Raw genomic sequence first — 14380 nt, 5'->3', positions numbered from 1 at the left:
CTGATTCCGTTACAATCAGCACCTTTTCGCCTCATTGGTAGGGACTTTAGAAGGCAAAATGCTCTCATATCAACATATTTACCACGCCGGTAACCTAGCGGACGTCCATAAGCACGCAATTTTGGCAGAAACGCTCGCCTATCTGACCCAAAAAGACAAACCGCTGACCTATGTCGAAACGCATTCCGGGCGCGGGCTGTACCAGTTGGATTCCAAAGAAGCCGTTCAGACCGGAGAGGCAGCCGCCGGGATCGAGCGTGTTCTGGTAGACGGCTGGTTCGACGATGACCATCCGTTGAACCGGGCGATATCCGCAGTCAAATCGCGTTATGGCAAATCGGCCTATCCCGGATCACCGCTGATTGCGGCCAATCTTCTGCGTCCGCAGGACAGGTTGCATCTGGCCGAGTTGCACCCGCAGGAATACCGCGCGCTGACCGATGCATTGAAAGCGACCCCAGCCAAAACCTATCAACAGGATGGGTTCGAACTGGCGCAGTCCTTGTTGCCGCCCACGCCACGTCGCGGAGTTCTTCTGATCGATCCCAGCTATGAGGTGAAGACGGATTACGACCGCCTTCCCGGTATCATCGGCTCCCTACATCGCAAATGGAATGTCGGGGTGATTGCGCTGTGGTATCCGATCCTGTCCAGTGGCCGCCAAAAAGCGATGTGCGATGCGTTGCAGAAACGGCAGTTTCCCAAGGTTTTGCACCACCAGGTGCATTTTCCTGCCGCGCGCGAGGGTCATGGCATGATCGGCTCGGGCATGTTTGTGGTGAATGCGCCCTTTGGTTTGGGTGATTCCGTTTGCAAGTTGGACGAACTTTTCGGCGGGCTTCGCCGTTAGGTCCTGTGCCAACAGCGGTGTGAGCAGGAATCGCCGCTTAAAATTTCAATGAAATCAAGCTGTTTGTGCAGATCCGTTGGCAGGGTTGCGCGTACCTGTCTATCTGTGCCTTGAATTTCAGACCTGCATGCGTAAATACATTGTCACAAATGACAATAAACAAGAGACCCTTTGATGGACTTTCTCAACCAACACATCAGTGACTTTCACCTCAGTTACTGGGAAACGCTGATCGACGACTGGTTCTTCGTCTTCGCCCTGGCCTTTCTGGCATTCGAACTGCTGCGCTATGCCGTCGTCAAGAAACTGAACTGGAAAATGCTTGGCGATACGGCCACCAATTTCGTGACCTTGGTGTTTTTCATCGGCATCAGCTTTGTGCTGCTGGCCGGGTTCTATATCGGCGCCTATGTCTGGGCCTATCAGTTCGCAGTATTCGATATTCCCACCACATGGGCGTCGTTCATCATCGTTCTGATCCTTGCCGATTTGGCCTATTACTGGGAACACCGGATCTTGCACCGGATCAATTTCCTTTGGGCCACGCATTCGGTTCACCACAGTTCGCCTTTTTTCAATATCTCGGTCGCCTATCGCCACGGGCCGCTGGATGGGTTCTGGCCGCTATTCTTCCACCTGCCGCTGGTTCTGTTGGGCTTTAATCCGTTCATGGTTCTTGTCGCGGAACTGTTGGTTCAACTTTATCAGACCGCGCTGCATACCGAGGTCATCAAAAAGCTGTGGCGACCGATCGAATACATCTTCAACACGCCGTCGCATCACCGGGTTCATCACGGGTCGAACCCCAAATACCTGGACAAGAACTATGCCGGGATTCTCATCATCTGGGATCGCGTGTTCGGGACGTTCGAAGAAGAAGCCGAGGATGTGGTCTACGGGCTGGTCAAGCCGATTGACTCGGTCAATCCCTTCGTCGCGTTCCTGCATGGGTTTGCTCGACTGTTTCGAGATGTGTGGACGATGCCCGGAATGCGGAACAAGCTGGGCGTGTTCTTTGGCCCGCCGGGCTGGCAACCCAAAAGCGGGCGCAATCACCAAAAGCCAGCGGAATAGAAGGAGCGCAACAGATGCCAAGCAATTCTCAACGCATATTTGCCGCCCTTGTGACCGCAGGGCTATTCGTCGGCGGGGCCTGGGTCGCGTCAGGGTTTGGTAATGGTACCGACCAGGCGTCGGCCGCAACCCCCGAGCATCAGGGGCTGGTCGTCAACCTGCACGGTGCGCGCAGTGCCAAAGGCAATCTGATCGTCATGGTGTTCGATCAGCAAGCTGCCTTTGATGCGATGGATTACACAAACGCAGCCGGATATCAGGAAACGCCTGCAACTGGGCGGTCGCAAAGGTTCGACTTTGCCAGTCTGGATGGCAGTTACTATGCCGTTATCGCCTTTCACGACGAAAACGGGGATTACGATTTGAATCTGGATGAGGCGTACATTCCGACCGAAGGCTATGCGGTGTCGGGGATGAATGATCTGAACGAGAATCCGGTGTTCGAGTACTCTCTGGTCGCGCCCGGCAAGCCGTCAGACCTGACACTGTTTTATTGGCCTTAGCGATAGGTTGGCGGCGGTCGACAGGCGACCGCCGCGCTTGAAATCAGGACAGGTCCTTATACGAAATCTCACGCGTGTCCGCTCCGGGACCGGCCTTTGCCCGCCGCACGATCAGGCGGTTCAGCGCGTGGATATAGGCTTTGGCCGAGGCCACGACCGTGTCCGTATTTGCTGATTGCCCGGTGGCGATCATGCCATCCTCTTCCAGACGCACCGAAACCGTAGCCTGCGCGTCGGTTCCTTCAGTGACCGCATGCACCTGATAGAGTTGCAGATGCGCGGTGTTGGGATGCACGATCCGAATGGCACGGAATGCGGCATCGACCGGGCCATCACCGGTTTCCGTGGCGATAACCTCTTTGCCGTCAACTTCCATCTCGATGGTGGCTTCGGCCTTGCCGACGGTGCCGCAGGTCACTTTCATCGACACCAGCTGCAGGTGGTCGTCCCCATCATCGTCATCCAGTGTCATCAGGGCGATGATATCGTCGTCAAACACCTCTTTCTTGCGGTCGGCCAGTTCCTTGAACCGCACAAAGATGTCCTTGAGCTGGTTGTCGCCAACCTCATAACCCAGCGTGTTCAACTTGTCGCGCAGCGCAGCGCGGCCCGAGTGCTTGCCCAAGGGCAGCGAGGTGCCGGACAGGCCGATATCCTCGGGGCGCATGATCTCGAAATTCTCGCGGTTCTTCAGCATCCCGTCCTGATGGATGCCGCTTTCGTGGGCAAATGCGTTCTTGCCGACGATGGCCTTGTTGAACTGCACGTTAAAGCCCGACACCGTCGCGACCCGGCGCGAGATATGCATGATCTTCGTTGTGTCGATGGCGGTGTGCCAGGGCATGATGTCGTTGCGGGTGCGCAGCGCCATCACGACTTCTTCCAGCGCTGTGTTGCCTGCGCGTTCGCCCAGACCGTTGATGGTGCATTCGATCTGACGCGCTCCGCCCGCAACAGCAGCCAGAGAGTTCGCAGTCGCCATGCCAAGGTCGTTGTGGCAATGGGTGGCAAAGACCACCTCATCCGCGCCCGGTACGGTCTCGATCAGACGCTTGATCAGATCAGCGCTTTCGACCGGGGCGGTGTAGCCGACTGTATCGGGAATATTGATCGTGGTGGCACCAGCCTTGATCGCAATCTCGATCACACGGCAGAGGTAATCCCACTCGGTCCGCGTTGCGTCCATCGGCGACCATTGCACGTTTTCACACAGGTTGCGCGCATGGCTGACCGTTTCGTGGATCTTCTCGGCCATCTCGTCCTGGGTCAGGTTCGGAATGGCGCGGTGCAGGGGTGAGGTGCCGATAAAGGTGTGGATGCGGTTTTGACCAGCGTGTTTCACCGCCTCCCAACAGCGGTCGATATCAGCGAAATTGGCGCGGGCCAGTCCGCAGATGCGGCTGTTTTTCGAACGCTGTGCAATCTCGGACACAGCCTTGAAATCGCCCTCGGAAGCAATGGGAAAGCCGGCTTCGATGATATCGACGCCCATTTCGTCCAGCAGCTCGGCAATCTCGAGCTTTTCGTCATGGGTCATGGTCGCGCCGGGGCTTTGTTCGCCATCGCGCAAGGTTGTGTCGAAGATCACGACGCGGTCTTGGTCGGTCACGTTGTTCATGGGATACTCTTTCTTCTTCTGTCCTAAAGCCAATGGCGCGCGGGCGTCCTCCTCTGAGCGGGCGCGCCGAATGGCACGCTCAGAGGCGGATTAGGATCAGTAGGCCACGCAGCGACGCACCGCCAAGGGCGGCATCGGCAAAAGGGATATCTGCGCGGTTGATCATGGCGCTAGGTTATACAGGTCCGTTTGGGAATGAAAAGCAGGAATTTCAACTTGCTGAGTCCGGCGCTGTCGCGCGGTTGATCGGGCGATGATTCCAGCTAGGTGGCAGCCCATGAAAACAGCTTTGATCATAGGTGCAACCGGTGGCATCGGCGCCGCGATTCAGGCCCGGCTTGAGGCGCGCGGGGTCATTGTGACCGGCCTGTCTCGCTCGGCCAACGGCTTGGACCTGACGCAGCCTGACGGCGCCGAGAACATTCTTTCCACGGTCGAAGGCCGGTTCGATCTGGTACTTGTGACCACTGGCGCGCTCGAGATTCAGGGGGCAGCCCCGGAAAAGACCCTGCGCGCATTGTCGCCGCAGGCGATGATGGATCAATTTGCGCTCAACGCCGTTGGCCCGGCATTGGCATTGAAACACGCTGGCCGTTGGCTTCCGCGAGACCGGCGGGCGGTTTTTGGTGTGTTGTCAGCGCGGGTTGGATCAATTGGCGACAATCATCTGGGTGGATGGGTCAGCTATCGCGCCGCCAAAGCAGCGGTGAATCAGATCGTCCATACGACCGCGATCGAGCTTGCCCGGACCCATAGACACGCAATTTGCGTCTCGCTTCATCCGGGAACGGTCAGAACCGCGTTTACCGAAAAATACCTGTCGCGCCACCCAGCCGTCGCGCCCGAGGAGGCCGCGCGGAACTTGCTTGCTGTGATCGAAGGGCTGACCTCAGACGACACGGGCGGGTTTTTCGATTGGGCCGGAAAGCGGGTTCCCTGGTAGCAGGATTCAGCCGTCCGAGGCAGGCTCGGCCGTTTCCTCAGCCGAGGCGGGCTCGGCGGTATCATCGGTGGGTGCTGTATCTGCGGGCGCGGATCTGTCTGCCTCTGGCAGTTCGCCGTTTTCCCAGACGCCGGTTTCTTCTTCACCATTTGCATAGCGCATTGTGCCGTCACCGTGGCGTTTGTTGTCCAGAAAGTTGCCTTCGTAGACATCGCCGGTGGCATAGGTTGCAACGCCAGTGCCACTGATCTTGCCGTCTACCCAACCGCCTGTATAGGTGAACCCGCTGGGAGTTTTGAGCGTGCCCTGTCCGTGGCGTCGGCCGTCTTCGAACCCGCCTTCATAAACAGTGCCGTCGGGAAAGCTGGCTTTGCCGATGCCGCTCCGGATACCCTCGACCCAGTCGCCGTCATACCGGTATCCGTTTGCAAGTGTCAGCACGCCGGTTCCGTGGCTGACGCCGTTCTTGAACTGACCCGAATAGACCACACCGCTGGGATAGGTTGCAGTGCCGGTTCCCTCGAACACGCCCGCGATCCAGTCGCCGTCATAGACCGTGCCGTCCGGGGCGGTCTGGATCCCCTTGCCGTGGGGCAGGTCGGCGCTGAAATCTCCGACATAGGTCGTGCCGTCCGGGTAGGTCAGCTCTCCTAGCCCTTCGATCTGGCCTTCAGCCCATTCGCCGGAATAGTCGAACCCATCCGGCCCCAGATAGCGCCCCTGGCCGTGGCGGCGGTCATCCTGAAAGCTGCCTTCATAGGTGGTGCCATTGGCATAGGTGGCCTTGCCCTTCCCCTGGCGGCGTGCGTTCACAAGCTCACCTTCATAGACGTCGCCATTGGCTTGTGTCAGACGGCCGGTGCCTGTGATCTGGCCCTCGGTCCAGGTGCCGTCATAGATCATGCCGTTGGCCATGGTCAGAACGCCTTGACCGTGACGTTTGCCGTCCAGAACATCACCATTATAGATGTCACCGGTTTGGTAGGTGATGACTGCCTTGCCCTGTTTGACTCCATCGACCCAGTCACCGTCGTAGGAATACCCGTCAGGAGTGGTCAGGATGCCTTTGCCGTGTCGCAGGTTGTTGCGAAAGTTGCCCTCGTATCGCATGCCGCCCAGATACTCTGCGACGCCTGTTCCGTTGATTGCACCGCCGGACCATTCGCCTTCAAAGCTGCTGCCATCACTGTAGGTGATCTTGCCGGATCCGTCCGGTTGCCCCTTTGCAAATCGACCCTCATAGATCGTGCCGTTGGCATAGCGCGCCGTTCCTTGACCCTGGATTTCGCCCTCGACCCATTCGCCTGTGTATTCGAACCCGTCTGGCAGGCGGTACGTCCCGGTGCCGTGGCGTAGGCCGCCTTGAAATGTTCCTTCGTAAACACCGCCGACCTCATCATCCTTGGTGACGATCTGGCCATCTTCTTGCGCGACAGCGAGCAGGGGTGTCAGGGCAAAGGCTGTGACAGCTATGAAAGTGCGGATTGCGGTCATGGATCTACCTGCCTGTTTTTTGCGCGGCACTGGTTCGGTTGGGCGCAAAACTAAGATACCGCAGGGGGTAGGGCAACGGCTTTTGCCGCATTGGGCTTTTCCTTGCGGCGTGATCTGATAAACGCGTTCAAGAGACTGACGAAGGCAAGAGGGCAAGCATGGCCGACCGGTTCCGCATCACGCTGGCACAATTGAACCCCACGGTAGGGGATATTGCCGGAAACGCGGCCAAAGCGGTCGAGGCGTGGAAACAGGGGCGCGATGCCAATGCCGATCTGGTGGCGTTGCCCGAAATGTTCATCACCGGCTACAATACGCAGGATCTGGTGATGAAGCCGGTCTTTCACCGGGCCGCGATGGCTGCGGTTCAGGACCTGGCAGAGATTTGCGCGGAAGGCCCGGCGCTTGCCATCGGCGGGCCGTGGGTTGAGGATGACAAACTTTTCAACGCCTATCTGATCCTCAAGGGCGGGCGCATTTCCAGCAAGGTTCTGAAACATCACTTGCCGAACGAAACGGTATTTGACGAGGTTCGCCTGTATGACGTTGGCCCGATGGGCGGGCCATACGCCGTGGGCAATACCCGTATCGGCAGTCCGATCTGCGAGGATGGCTGGCACGAGGATGTTGCCGAAACGCTTGAAGAGACCGGAGCGGAGTTTCTGCTGATACCCAACGGGTCGCCCTATTTCCGCGACAAATACGATGTCCGACTGAACCACATGGTTGCGCGCGTGATCGAAACCGGGCTTCCGGTGATCTATCTCAATATGGTCGGCGGGCAGGACGATCAGGTTTTCGATGGCGCCACATTCGGTCTGAACCCGGGCGGAGAGCTGGCCTTTCGCATGCCGGTATTCGATGAGGCAGTCAGCCATATCGATCTTGCGCGGGCCGATACAGGCTGGCGGATCGACCCAACCGAGGTGGTCCCGCAGCCCGACGCGTGGGAACAGGACTATCGCGCGATGGTGCAATCCCTGCGGGATTACATGGCCAAAACCGGGTTCAAGAAGGCTGTATTGGGCCTGTCCGGTGGCGTGGATTCGGCACTGGTCGCAACGATCGCGGTGGACGCAATCGGGGCCGAGAACGTGCGCTGCGTAATGCTGCCGTCGGAATTCACCAGCCAGGGTTCGCTGGATGACGCCGAGGCCGTGGCCAAGGCGCTGGGCGTTCATTACGACTATGTTCCGATATCCGAGAGCCGGGCGGCGGTGACCGATACTCTGTCGTCGCTGTTTGCTGGCCGCGAGGAAGATCTGACCGAAGAGAACATCCAGTCCCGCCTGCGCGGTCTGCTGTTGATGGCGATTTCCAACAAATTCGGTGAGATGCTGCTGACCACGGGCAACAAATCCGAGGTTGCGGTGGGCTATGCCACGATCTACGGCGACATGAACGGCGGCTACAATCCGATCAAGGATCTGTACAAGACGCGCGTGTTCGAGACTTGCCGCTGGCGCAATGCGAACCACCGCGACTGGATGCGCGGCCCGGCGGGTGAGGTCATCCGGCCTTCGGTCATCGACAAACCGCCAAGTGCAGAGTTGCGGGCCGATCAGAAGGACAGCGACAGCCTGCCCGACTACCCGGTTCTTGACGCTATTCTCGAAATTCTGGTGGATCGGGACGGATCGATTGCCGATTGTGTGGCGGCCGGATTTGCCGAAGCAGACGCGAAGCGGGTCGAACACCTGATCTACATCAGTGAATACAAGCGGTTTCAATCCGCACCCGGAACGCGCCTGACCCCGCGCGCTTTCTGGCTGGATCGTCGATACCCAATCGTGAATCGCTGGCGCGACAAGGGGTGATCTCGCACAGGCTTGGGCCTGATCCACAGGCGCGTGAAGCCATTGTTGCAAATTTGGCTACAGTCCTGCTGAATAGTGGATATTGTTCGTTTATGTAAGCTTTTACAAAGCGTTAACCCAAAAACCAACCTTGCGTTTTGGCCCATATTTTGCCACATTTATGACAGGGGTTTGCCCCTGTTGGGGCGAACGTGACGCAATCCGGCAAGGTGCCGGGTCTGTGGAACTGGGTGAATGCACCTGTGTGTTTGGGTGCAGTGAATGGTATTGGTGGTCAAAATGATTGATAACTATGACAAATCGCTTCATGCGCCGTTGCAGTACAAGACAATGGAATCGCCGGCGCAGGAACTGGATGAGGTTGCTCTGGACGCGGCGATTGCCGATTTGATCGGCGAAGAAACACCTGAAAATCCTCAGGGTGCCGCAAAAACGGTGCATCGTCCGGAGTTTCCCGAATTGCGGCCGCAGGAGCCGCGCGTGTCGCAGACCCGTCAACAGGATACGGGTGTGGCCGCTGTTCTTCGCCAGAAATGGGCGCAGCTTTCCGGCGCAGCTTAATCCAGGCTGATTTCTTAACGATCTGAGCGCCGCTAAACCGCGACGCTTCGACCGATTGGCCACAGGTCTGGCCAATTCCCCTGCTTGCCAGATTTTGAGCATTGCCAGCACTGCTGTCCTTGGGCTCCATACCCATCCGAGGAATTGAAGCTGAGCGGTAGATGCCGGGCCCCAAACCAACCCCCGTTGAGTCTGATTTGCACCTGCCCAAGCAGGTTGATGTTGTCGTTATCGGCGGCGGAATCATCGGCGCAAGTGCGGCGCTCGAACTTACCGAGCGCGGTGTTTCGGTCCTGTTGTGCGAGAAAGGGCATATCGCAGGCGAACAAAGTTCCCGCAATTGGGGCTGGGTCCGGCTGGGCATGCGCGACCCGCGCGAAATACCGTTGATGCAGGAAGCTTCGCGGGCCTGGCAAGGCATGGACGAACGGATTGGTCGCAAGACCGGATACACACGCTCGGGCATTCTGTTCGGGGCATCCGGCACCCGGTCGCGTGGCAATCTGGAACGCTGGATGCAGAACGTAGACGGGATGCAGACCGGGGCGAAACTCGTGTCGGGTTCCGAGTTGGATCACCTGCTGCCGGGCAATACCAACGGGTTTGATTGCGCGCTGTACATGCCGCAGGACGGTCGCGCCGAACCGCAATGGGCGGCCCCTGCGATGGCCGAGGCAGCGCGCGACCGGGGCGCAGTGGTGGTAACGAATTGCGCGGTGCGAAGCCTCGATTTACAGGCCGGTCGCGTTGCCGGTGTTTATACCGAGCGCGGGCGGGTCGCCTGCAACCAGGTCGTATTGGCAGGCGGTGCCTGGTCACGCCTGTTTGCTGGCAACGCCGGGATCGATCTGCCGCAGCTTAAAGTCCTGAACACGGTGCTGAGGACCCCTCCGGTCGAAAACGGTCCCGAGGCCGCATTGTGGTCCGACGATTTCGCCATTCGAAAGCGCGCGGATGGCGGATACTCCATCGCTTCGGGCCATGAAAACACTGTCGATATCGTGCCGGACTCATTTCGGCTGGCCAGACAATTTCTACCGGCGTTCCGGCAAGAGTGGCGTTCCTTGCGGTTCCGGCTGTCGCGCCGATGGGCCATCGAAGTTGGTCAGGACCGCAGATGGCTGCCCACAGATGTAACCCCGTTCGAGCATTGCCGCGTCCTTGACCCCGAGCCCTCGCAAAAGGTGTTGAGGCGTGCCTGGATCAGTGCACGCAAAGGTTTCCCTGCGCTTGAAAGTTCGGAGATCGTGCAAAGTTGGGCCGGGCTGATCGACGTGACACCGGATGCGATTCCGGTGATTTCGCTTGTGGATCAGATGCCGGGCCTGTGCATCGCGACCGGGTTTTCCGGCCACGGTTTCGGTATCGGACCGGGCGCAGGCAAGTTGGTCGCTGATCTGATCACGCAAAGCGAACCTTGTGTTGATCCGACCGCCTTTCGCCTGTCTCGCTTTGTGGACGGTTCGAAAGTGCGGCCTGACCCGGGGTATTAACCCATCATCTGGTAGCTGACGGGTACAAAGCGGAATCCGTCACCACGGGTTTCCACATAACCCGCTGCGGGGAAGGGCATGTGGTATCCGATCATCGGCACCTTGTCTGCAGCCAACAGGCCCAACACGTTGCGGCGCGAGGCTGTGGCGGCGGCCTTGTCCATATCAAAGCGCACTTCCCATTCGGGGTGGGCGAACGACCAGACATAGTGGTTTGCCAGGTCCGCTGTCAGGATCAGCCGTTGGCCATTGCTTTCAAGATGATAAACCATGTGCCCGGGCGTATGACCAAAGGCCCCCATCGCCGTGATACCAGACGCAACTTCTCCGCCATCTTCGATGAAGCTCATCTTGTCGGCAAGCGGGGTTACTTTGGCAGCGACCAGATCGCCGACGCGGTTGCCCGCTTCCTGAGCGGCCCAGAAGTCATATTCCGGTGCAGCCGTTACATATCGCGCGTTCGCAAATGTGGCCGCGTCATTGGTGGTCATTCCGCCGATATGGTCGGGGTGCATATGCGTCAGGACGACGACATTGATCTGGTCTGGTGTGACGCTTGCATCGGCGAGCGCTGCCTGAATGCCGCCCTGCCCAAGCCCGGTATCAAACAGAACCAGCTCCGAGCCCGTATTGACCAGTGTTGGGGTGAAGAAGAATTGCGCCACATCGGGTGAGATGAAGTTGTCGGCGGACACTTGCGCAAAGTCTTCGTCCGAAGCACCGCCGCCGAAGATCTCCTGCGCCCCGTCGCGTGGCAGGCTGCCATCTAGCAAGGTGGTGACGGTGAAATCGCCCAACTGGAACGACTTTGCGACGGTCGAGTTTGCTTTGGTTTCGGTCCCTGCGGCCAGAACCGGAGCTGCTGCGGACGCAAATGGTAGTGCGGCAGCGGCTCCCAGTGCCGCTCTGCGTGTCAAATTGATGGCCATGTCAGTATCTCCCTGTCAGAACGCCATCGGTTGAATTAGCTCGGTATCAGTCGCTTGCCAGTTCATACCGCAACAGATGGGCTGTGCGGATGAACATTACGTGTTAATTTTTGTTTATGTCGCGATCCGAGAATAAAACCATACCCACCGGGCAGAGCGTCAAGGACTTTCTGGCAGGCGTCGCGCCGCCCAGAAAAGCGCAAGAGGCGCGCGTGCTTGATCGACTGTTTCGCAAGGTAACCGGGTTTGAGCCACTGATGTGGGGCCCAACGATCGTGGGCTATGGACGCTATCACTATCGCTATAAATCAGGTCGCGAAGGGGAATTTCTGGCAACCGGGTTTTCCCCGCGCAAGGCGGCGCATTCGATTTACATCATGCCCGGATATGCCGATTTCAGAGAGATACTGGGTCGGTTGGGCAAACACAAACTTGGCAAATCGTGCCTCTATGTGAACAAGCTGGCTGATATCGACCTTCAGGTCCTTTCTGAACTCATTCAAGCCGGTCTTGCGGATCTGGATCGCCACTGGCCGATCGAGCCGACCTGATAACCCCTGCTGGACAAAAACGCGCTCATATGACATGAGCCGCGCCAACAGGAGAACTCCATGACCACGACCCGTTTTGCCCCGTCGCCCACCGGTTACATCCATGTGGGCAACCTGCGCACCGCCCTGATGAACTATCTGATCGCCCGCAAGGCCGGCGGTACGTTCATCCTGCGCATCGATGATACCGACCCCGAGCGGTCGAAAGAGGAATATGTCGATGCCATCAAGCAGGACCTGGAATGGCTGGGCCTTCATTGGGATAAGGTAGAGCGTCAGTCGGATCGGCTGGACCGCTATGCCGAGGCCGCTGACAAGCTGCGCGAGATGGGGCGTTTTTACGAAGCGTTTGAAACGCCGACCGAATTGGACCTCAAGCGCAAGAAGCAACTGAACATGGGCAAGCCGCCGGTTTATGACCGCGCCGCGCTGAATCTCAGCGATGCCGAGAAAGAAGCGCTGCGGGCTGAACGTGGCAATGGCGTCTGGCGCTTCAAGCTGGATCACGAACGTATCGAGTGGACCGATGGTATTCTTGGCGACATCTCGATTGACGCCTCCTCGGTGTCTGATCCGGTGCTGATCCGTGGCGATGGTCAGGTTCTCTATACGATAGCGTCAGTGGTCGATGATACCGAGATGGGTGTCACCGACGTCGTACGCGGGTCTGATCACGTGACAAACACAGCGACTCAGATCCAGATCATCAAGGCGCTGGGCGGAACCTGCCCGCGCTTTGCGCATCACTCGCTGCTGACCGGCCCGCAGGGTGAGGCGCTGTCGAAACGTCTTGGAACGCTGGCCCTGCGCGATCTGCGCGAACAGGGGGTCAAGCCGATGGCCCTGCTGAGCCTTATGGCGCGTCTGGGATCCTCGGACCCGGTCGAGCTGCGCGCGGATATGGCGGAACTGATCGAGGGCTTTGATGTAAGCCGGTTTGGTGCGGCACCAACCAAGTTCGATGCGCAGGATCTGTTCCCGCTGACCGCAAAACATCTGCAGTCGCTGCCTTTGGCCGATGTTGCCGATGCCGTGGCTGACGCAGGCGTACCAGCAGACCTGGCCGAGCCTTTTTGGGCAATGGCGCGTGAGAACATCACCACTCTGGCTGACCTCAAAGGCTGGTGGGAGCTGTGCCGCGACGGGGCCGAGCCGCTGATCGCCGACGAAGATCGCGACTTTGTTGCCGAGGCCGTCGCACTGCTGCCGGAGGGACCGTTTGACGGGGACACCTGGAGCACCTGGACCAAAGTGGTAAAGGACGCCACTGGCCGCAAAGGCAAGGGTCTGTTCATGCCGCTGCGCAAGGCGCTGACCGGAATGGAGCGCGGGCCGGAAATGGCGACGCTGCTGCCGTTGCTGCAAGTGATCCGCGCGCGCGGTTGATCGATCCTAGAATGTGAAAGAGGAAGGCAGTTCATCTGCCTTTCTTTGCTGATCAGGCTGGATGATCCTTACCGACATACGGTTCAGGGATTCATCAACAAACTTGGTCTCGGCCGCGCTGAGTGGCTGGTGGCGCGGATAGCGCGGCGCGGCGCGATCGTCCAGAATCGGCGCATCCCAACCCTCGGTCGTGGCGAAGAACCGATCCGCGCCTTCTGCGCCGAAGGCCCTCAGATACCCCTGCACAACCACATCGATATAGCTGATCAGCAACGGATGGTGATTGTTCGGTGCGGTGTGGCGATCTGTTGGCACGGCGTAGACCGCGATCTCAACCTCATGGCTCAGCGGGTGCGTGACCGATTGCGTGGCAGCAATCCGATCATAGGCCCATTCACGCTCGTCCAGCGCGGCCCAGTCGTTCTTGGGAACATGCGCGATCATGCCGTCGATTTCGCAATCAGGATCCGGCACGGCGGTCAGAAATGCCACTGGACGCAGATCAGTATGCCGCCAGGCGCGCCGCCAGCCTTTCAGCCGGGCCGGGCGCGGGTCTGGGAAATCATGCGTGGAAAGGTTCACAAGGCTGCCATAGCCAAAGAAATATGGGTCTGCCATGGGCTGCCATCTCCGGTTCAAGCGATTGATGTATGTCAAACCGTTTTTTTGCCGGACATGCAATAAGACTGCATCCAAAAATCAGGGAGGTCCTTATGCGGATTACCAAACGGACGAACATTGCTGTGCGGCTGTTGATGTATTGTGCCGCGCATCAGGACAGGCTGGTGACGAAATCCGAGATCGCCGAGGTGTGCAACATCTCGGAAAACCATCTTGCGCAGGTTATCAACCAGTTGAGTCAGCTGAGCTATCTCAACACGCAGCGCGGGCGCAACGGTGGAATTGCGCTGGGCCGCTCCGCCGAACAGATCCGCATTGGTGAGGTCTTTCGTGACGTCGAAGGTGGCTTGCCGATCGCCGAGTGTTTTGCTGATGCGGACAACACTTGCCCATTGACCGACGCCTGCCGGTTGCGGCTGGCCCTACAGGACGCGGCCGAGGTGTTCTATGCCTCGCTGGACGATATCTCGCTGGACGCGTTGATTTGTGACAACGACCCGTTGCTGAAGATCCTGCAACCGGTGGCCTGCGCGCGCTGAC

General features: G+C 58.6%; 14 protein-coding genes. 10 read left to right on the top strand and 4 right to left on the bottom strand.

Annotated features, from left to right (window positions below; genetic code table 11):
• The first annotated feature begins 58 nt into the window (after positions 1-58).
• The 3 genes from ACR0LX_RS06105 (at position 59) to ACR0LX_RS06095 (ending at position 2427) form a co-directional block, all read left to right on the top strand.
• Complete coding sequence (locus ACR0LX_RS06105) at positions 59-850, top strand: 23S rRNA (adenine(2030)-N(6))-methyltransferase RlmJ (RefSeq protein WP_480782962.1); 792 nt, start codon at positions 59-61, stop codon at positions 848-850.
• A gap of 174 nt (positions 851-1024) precedes the next feature.
• Positions 1025-1924: a sterol desaturase family protein gene (locus ACR0LX_RS06100; protein WP_480782961.1), complete on the top strand. Its 900-nt coding sequence runs from the start codon at positions 1025-1027 to the stop codon at positions 1922-1924.
• Between the two features lie 14 nt (positions 1925-1938).
• Complete coding sequence (locus tag ACR0LX_RS06095; protein ID WP_480782960.1) at positions 1939-2427, top strand: DUF2141 domain-containing protein; 489 nt, start codon at positions 1939-1941, stop codon at positions 2425-2427.
• A gap of 43 nt (positions 2428-2470) precedes the next feature.
• Here ACR0LX_RS06095 and ACR0LX_RS06090 read toward each other — a convergent pair whose 3' ends face one another.
• On the bottom strand, positions 2471-4045 hold the full coding sequence (locus ACR0LX_RS06090; protein WP_480574959.1) for a 2-isopropylmalate synthase: 1575 nt from the start codon (positions 4043-4045) through the stop codon (positions 2471-2473).
• A gap of 277 nt (positions 4046-4322) precedes the next feature.
• Here ACR0LX_RS06090 and ACR0LX_RS06085 point away from each other — a divergent pair, with 277 nt between their 5' ends.
• Positions 4323-4988, top strand: coding sequence for an SDR family NAD(P)-dependent oxidoreductase (locus ACR0LX_RS06085; protein WP_480782959.1), 666 nt, complete (start codon positions 4323-4325; stop codon positions 4986-4988).
• A gap of 6 nt (positions 4989-4994) precedes the next feature.
• Here the strand turns inward: ACR0LX_RS06085 and ACR0LX_RS06080 are convergent, their stop codons facing one another.
• Positions 4995-6482, bottom strand: coding sequence for an MORN repeat-containing protein (locus ACR0LX_RS06080; RefSeq protein WP_480782958.1), 1488 nt, complete (start codon positions 6480-6482; stop codon positions 4995-4997).
• 158 nt (positions 6483-6640) lie between these two features.
• Between ACR0LX_RS06080 and ACR0LX_RS06075 the strand changes: the two genes are divergently transcribed.
• The 3 genes from ACR0LX_RS06075 to ACR0LX_RS06065 all read left to right on the top strand — a co-directional run bounded on the left by ACR0LX_RS06075 (position 6641) and on the right by ACR0LX_RS06065 (position 10353).
• Positions 6641-8299, top strand: coding sequence for an NAD+ synthase (locus ACR0LX_RS06075; RefSeq protein ID WP_480782957.1), 1659 nt, complete (start codon positions 6641-6643; stop codon positions 8297-8299).
• Positions 8300-8578: 279 nt separating this feature from the next.
• On the top strand, positions 8579-8860 hold the full coding sequence (locus ACR0LX_RS06070; RefSeq protein WP_480782956.1) for a hypothetical protein: 282 nt from the start codon (positions 8579-8581) through the stop codon (positions 8858-8860).
• A gap of 161 nt (positions 8861-9021) precedes the next feature.
• Complete coding sequence (locus ACR0LX_RS06065) at positions 9022-10353, top strand: NAD(P)/FAD-dependent oxidoreductase (protein WP_480782955.1); 1332 nt, start codon at positions 9022-9024, stop codon at positions 10351-10353.
• Here ACR0LX_RS06065 and ACR0LX_RS06060 read toward each other — a convergent pair.
• A complete protein-coding gene (locus tag ACR0LX_RS06060; protein ID WP_480782954.1) occupies positions 10350-11282 on the bottom strand; it encodes an MBL fold metallo-hydrolase in 933 nt (310 codons plus the stop codon). The two genes, ACR0LX_RS06065 and ACR0LX_RS06060, sit on opposite strands and share 4 nt — an antisense overlap.
• A gap of 212 nt (positions 11283-11494) precedes the next feature.
• On the opposite strand from ACR0LX_RS06060, the gene ACR0LX_RS06055 reads away from it, so the two are divergent.
• Both ACR0LX_RS06055 and gltX read left to right on the top strand, forming a co-directional pair.
• The gene (locus ACR0LX_RS06055; RefSeq protein ID WP_480782953.1) at positions 11495-11833 is read left to right on the top strand and encodes a DUF1801 domain-containing protein; all 339 of its coding nucleotides are present in this window, start codon (positions 11495-11497) and stop codon (positions 11831-11833) included.
• A 60-nt stretch (positions 11834-11893) separates the two neighbouring features.
• A complete protein-coding gene (gene gltX / locus ACR0LX_RS06050) occupies positions 11894-13219 on the top strand; it encodes a glutamate--tRNA ligase (RefSeq protein WP_480782952.1) in 1326 nt (441 codons plus the stop codon).
• A 6-nt stretch (positions 13220-13225) separates the two neighbouring features.
• Here gltX and ACR0LX_RS06045 read toward each other — a convergent pair whose 3' ends face one another.
• On the bottom strand, positions 13226-13837 hold the full coding sequence (locus tag ACR0LX_RS06045) for a gamma-glutamylcyclotransferase family protein (protein ID WP_480782951.1): 612 nt from the start codon (positions 13835-13837) through the stop codon (positions 13226-13228).
• Positions 13838-13932: 95 nt separating this feature from the next.
• On the opposite strand from ACR0LX_RS06045, the gene ACR0LX_RS06040 reads away from it, so the two are divergent.
• Positions 13933-14379, top strand: a complete 447-nt coding sequence (locus ACR0LX_RS06040) for an RrF2 family transcriptional regulator (RefSeq protein WP_480782950.1) — start codon at positions 13933-13935, stop codon at positions 14377-14379.
• The last annotated feature ends 1 nt before the right edge of the window (position 14380 follow it).

This window comes from Ruegeria sp. CH11, assembly GCF_056537105.1.
Note: the sequence above shows the minus strand (reverse complement) of the source record. Positions and strands in the feature narration are given on the sequence as shown.

Bases quoted from the DNA above. Each gene is read 5' to 3' on its own strand.
- ACR0LX_RS06075 (WP_480782957.1), top strand. From the start codon at position 6,641: ATGGCCGACCGGTTCCGCATCACGCTGGCACAATTGAACCCCACGGTA.
- ACR0LX_RS06045 (WP_480782951.1), bottom strand. From the start codon at position 13,837: ATGGCAGACCCATATTTCTTTGGCTATGGCAGCCTTGTGAACCTTTCC.
- ACR0LX_RS06100 (WP_480782961.1), top strand. From the start codon at position 1,025: ATGGACTTTCTCAACCAACACATCAGTGACTTTCACCTCAGTTACTGG.
- ACR0LX_RS06085 (WP_480782959.1), top strand. From the start codon at position 4,323: ATGAAAACAGCTTTGATCATAGGTGCAACCGGTGGCATCGGCGCCGCG.
- ACR0LX_RS06040 (WP_480782950.1), top strand. From the start codon at position 13,933: ATGCGGATTACCAAACGGACGAACATTGCTGTGCGGCTGTTGATGTAT.
- ACR0LX_RS06095 (WP_480782960.1), top strand. From the start codon at position 1,939: ATGCCAAGCAATTCTCAACGCATATTTGCCGCCCTTGTGACCGCAGGG.
- ACR0LX_RS06090 (WP_480574959.1), bottom strand. From the start codon at position 4,045: ATGAACAACGTGACCGACCAAGACCGCGTCGTGATCTTCGACACAACC.
- ACR0LX_RS06065 (WP_480782955.1), top strand. From the start codon at position 9,022: ATGCCGGGCCCCAAACCAACCCCCGTTGAGTCTGATTTGCACCTGCCC.
- gltX (WP_480782952.1), top strand. From the start codon at position 11,894: ATGACCACGACCCGTTTTGCCCCGTCGCCCACCGGTTACATCCATGTG.
- ACR0LX_RS06060 (WP_480782954.1), bottom strand. From the start codon at position 11,282: ATGGCCATCAATTTGACACGCAGAGCGGCACTGGGAGCCGCTGCCGCA.
- ACR0LX_RS06105 (WP_480782962.1), top strand. From the start codon at position 59: ATGCTCTCATATCAACATATTTACCACGCCGGTAACCTAGCGGACGTC.
- ACR0LX_RS06070 (WP_480782956.1), top strand. From the start codon at position 8,579: ATGATTGATAACTATGACAAATCGCTTCATGCGCCGTTGCAGTACAAG.
- ACR0LX_RS06080 (WP_480782958.1), bottom strand. From the start codon at position 6,482: ATGACCGCAATCCGCACTTTCATAGCTGTCACAGCCTTTGCCCTGACA.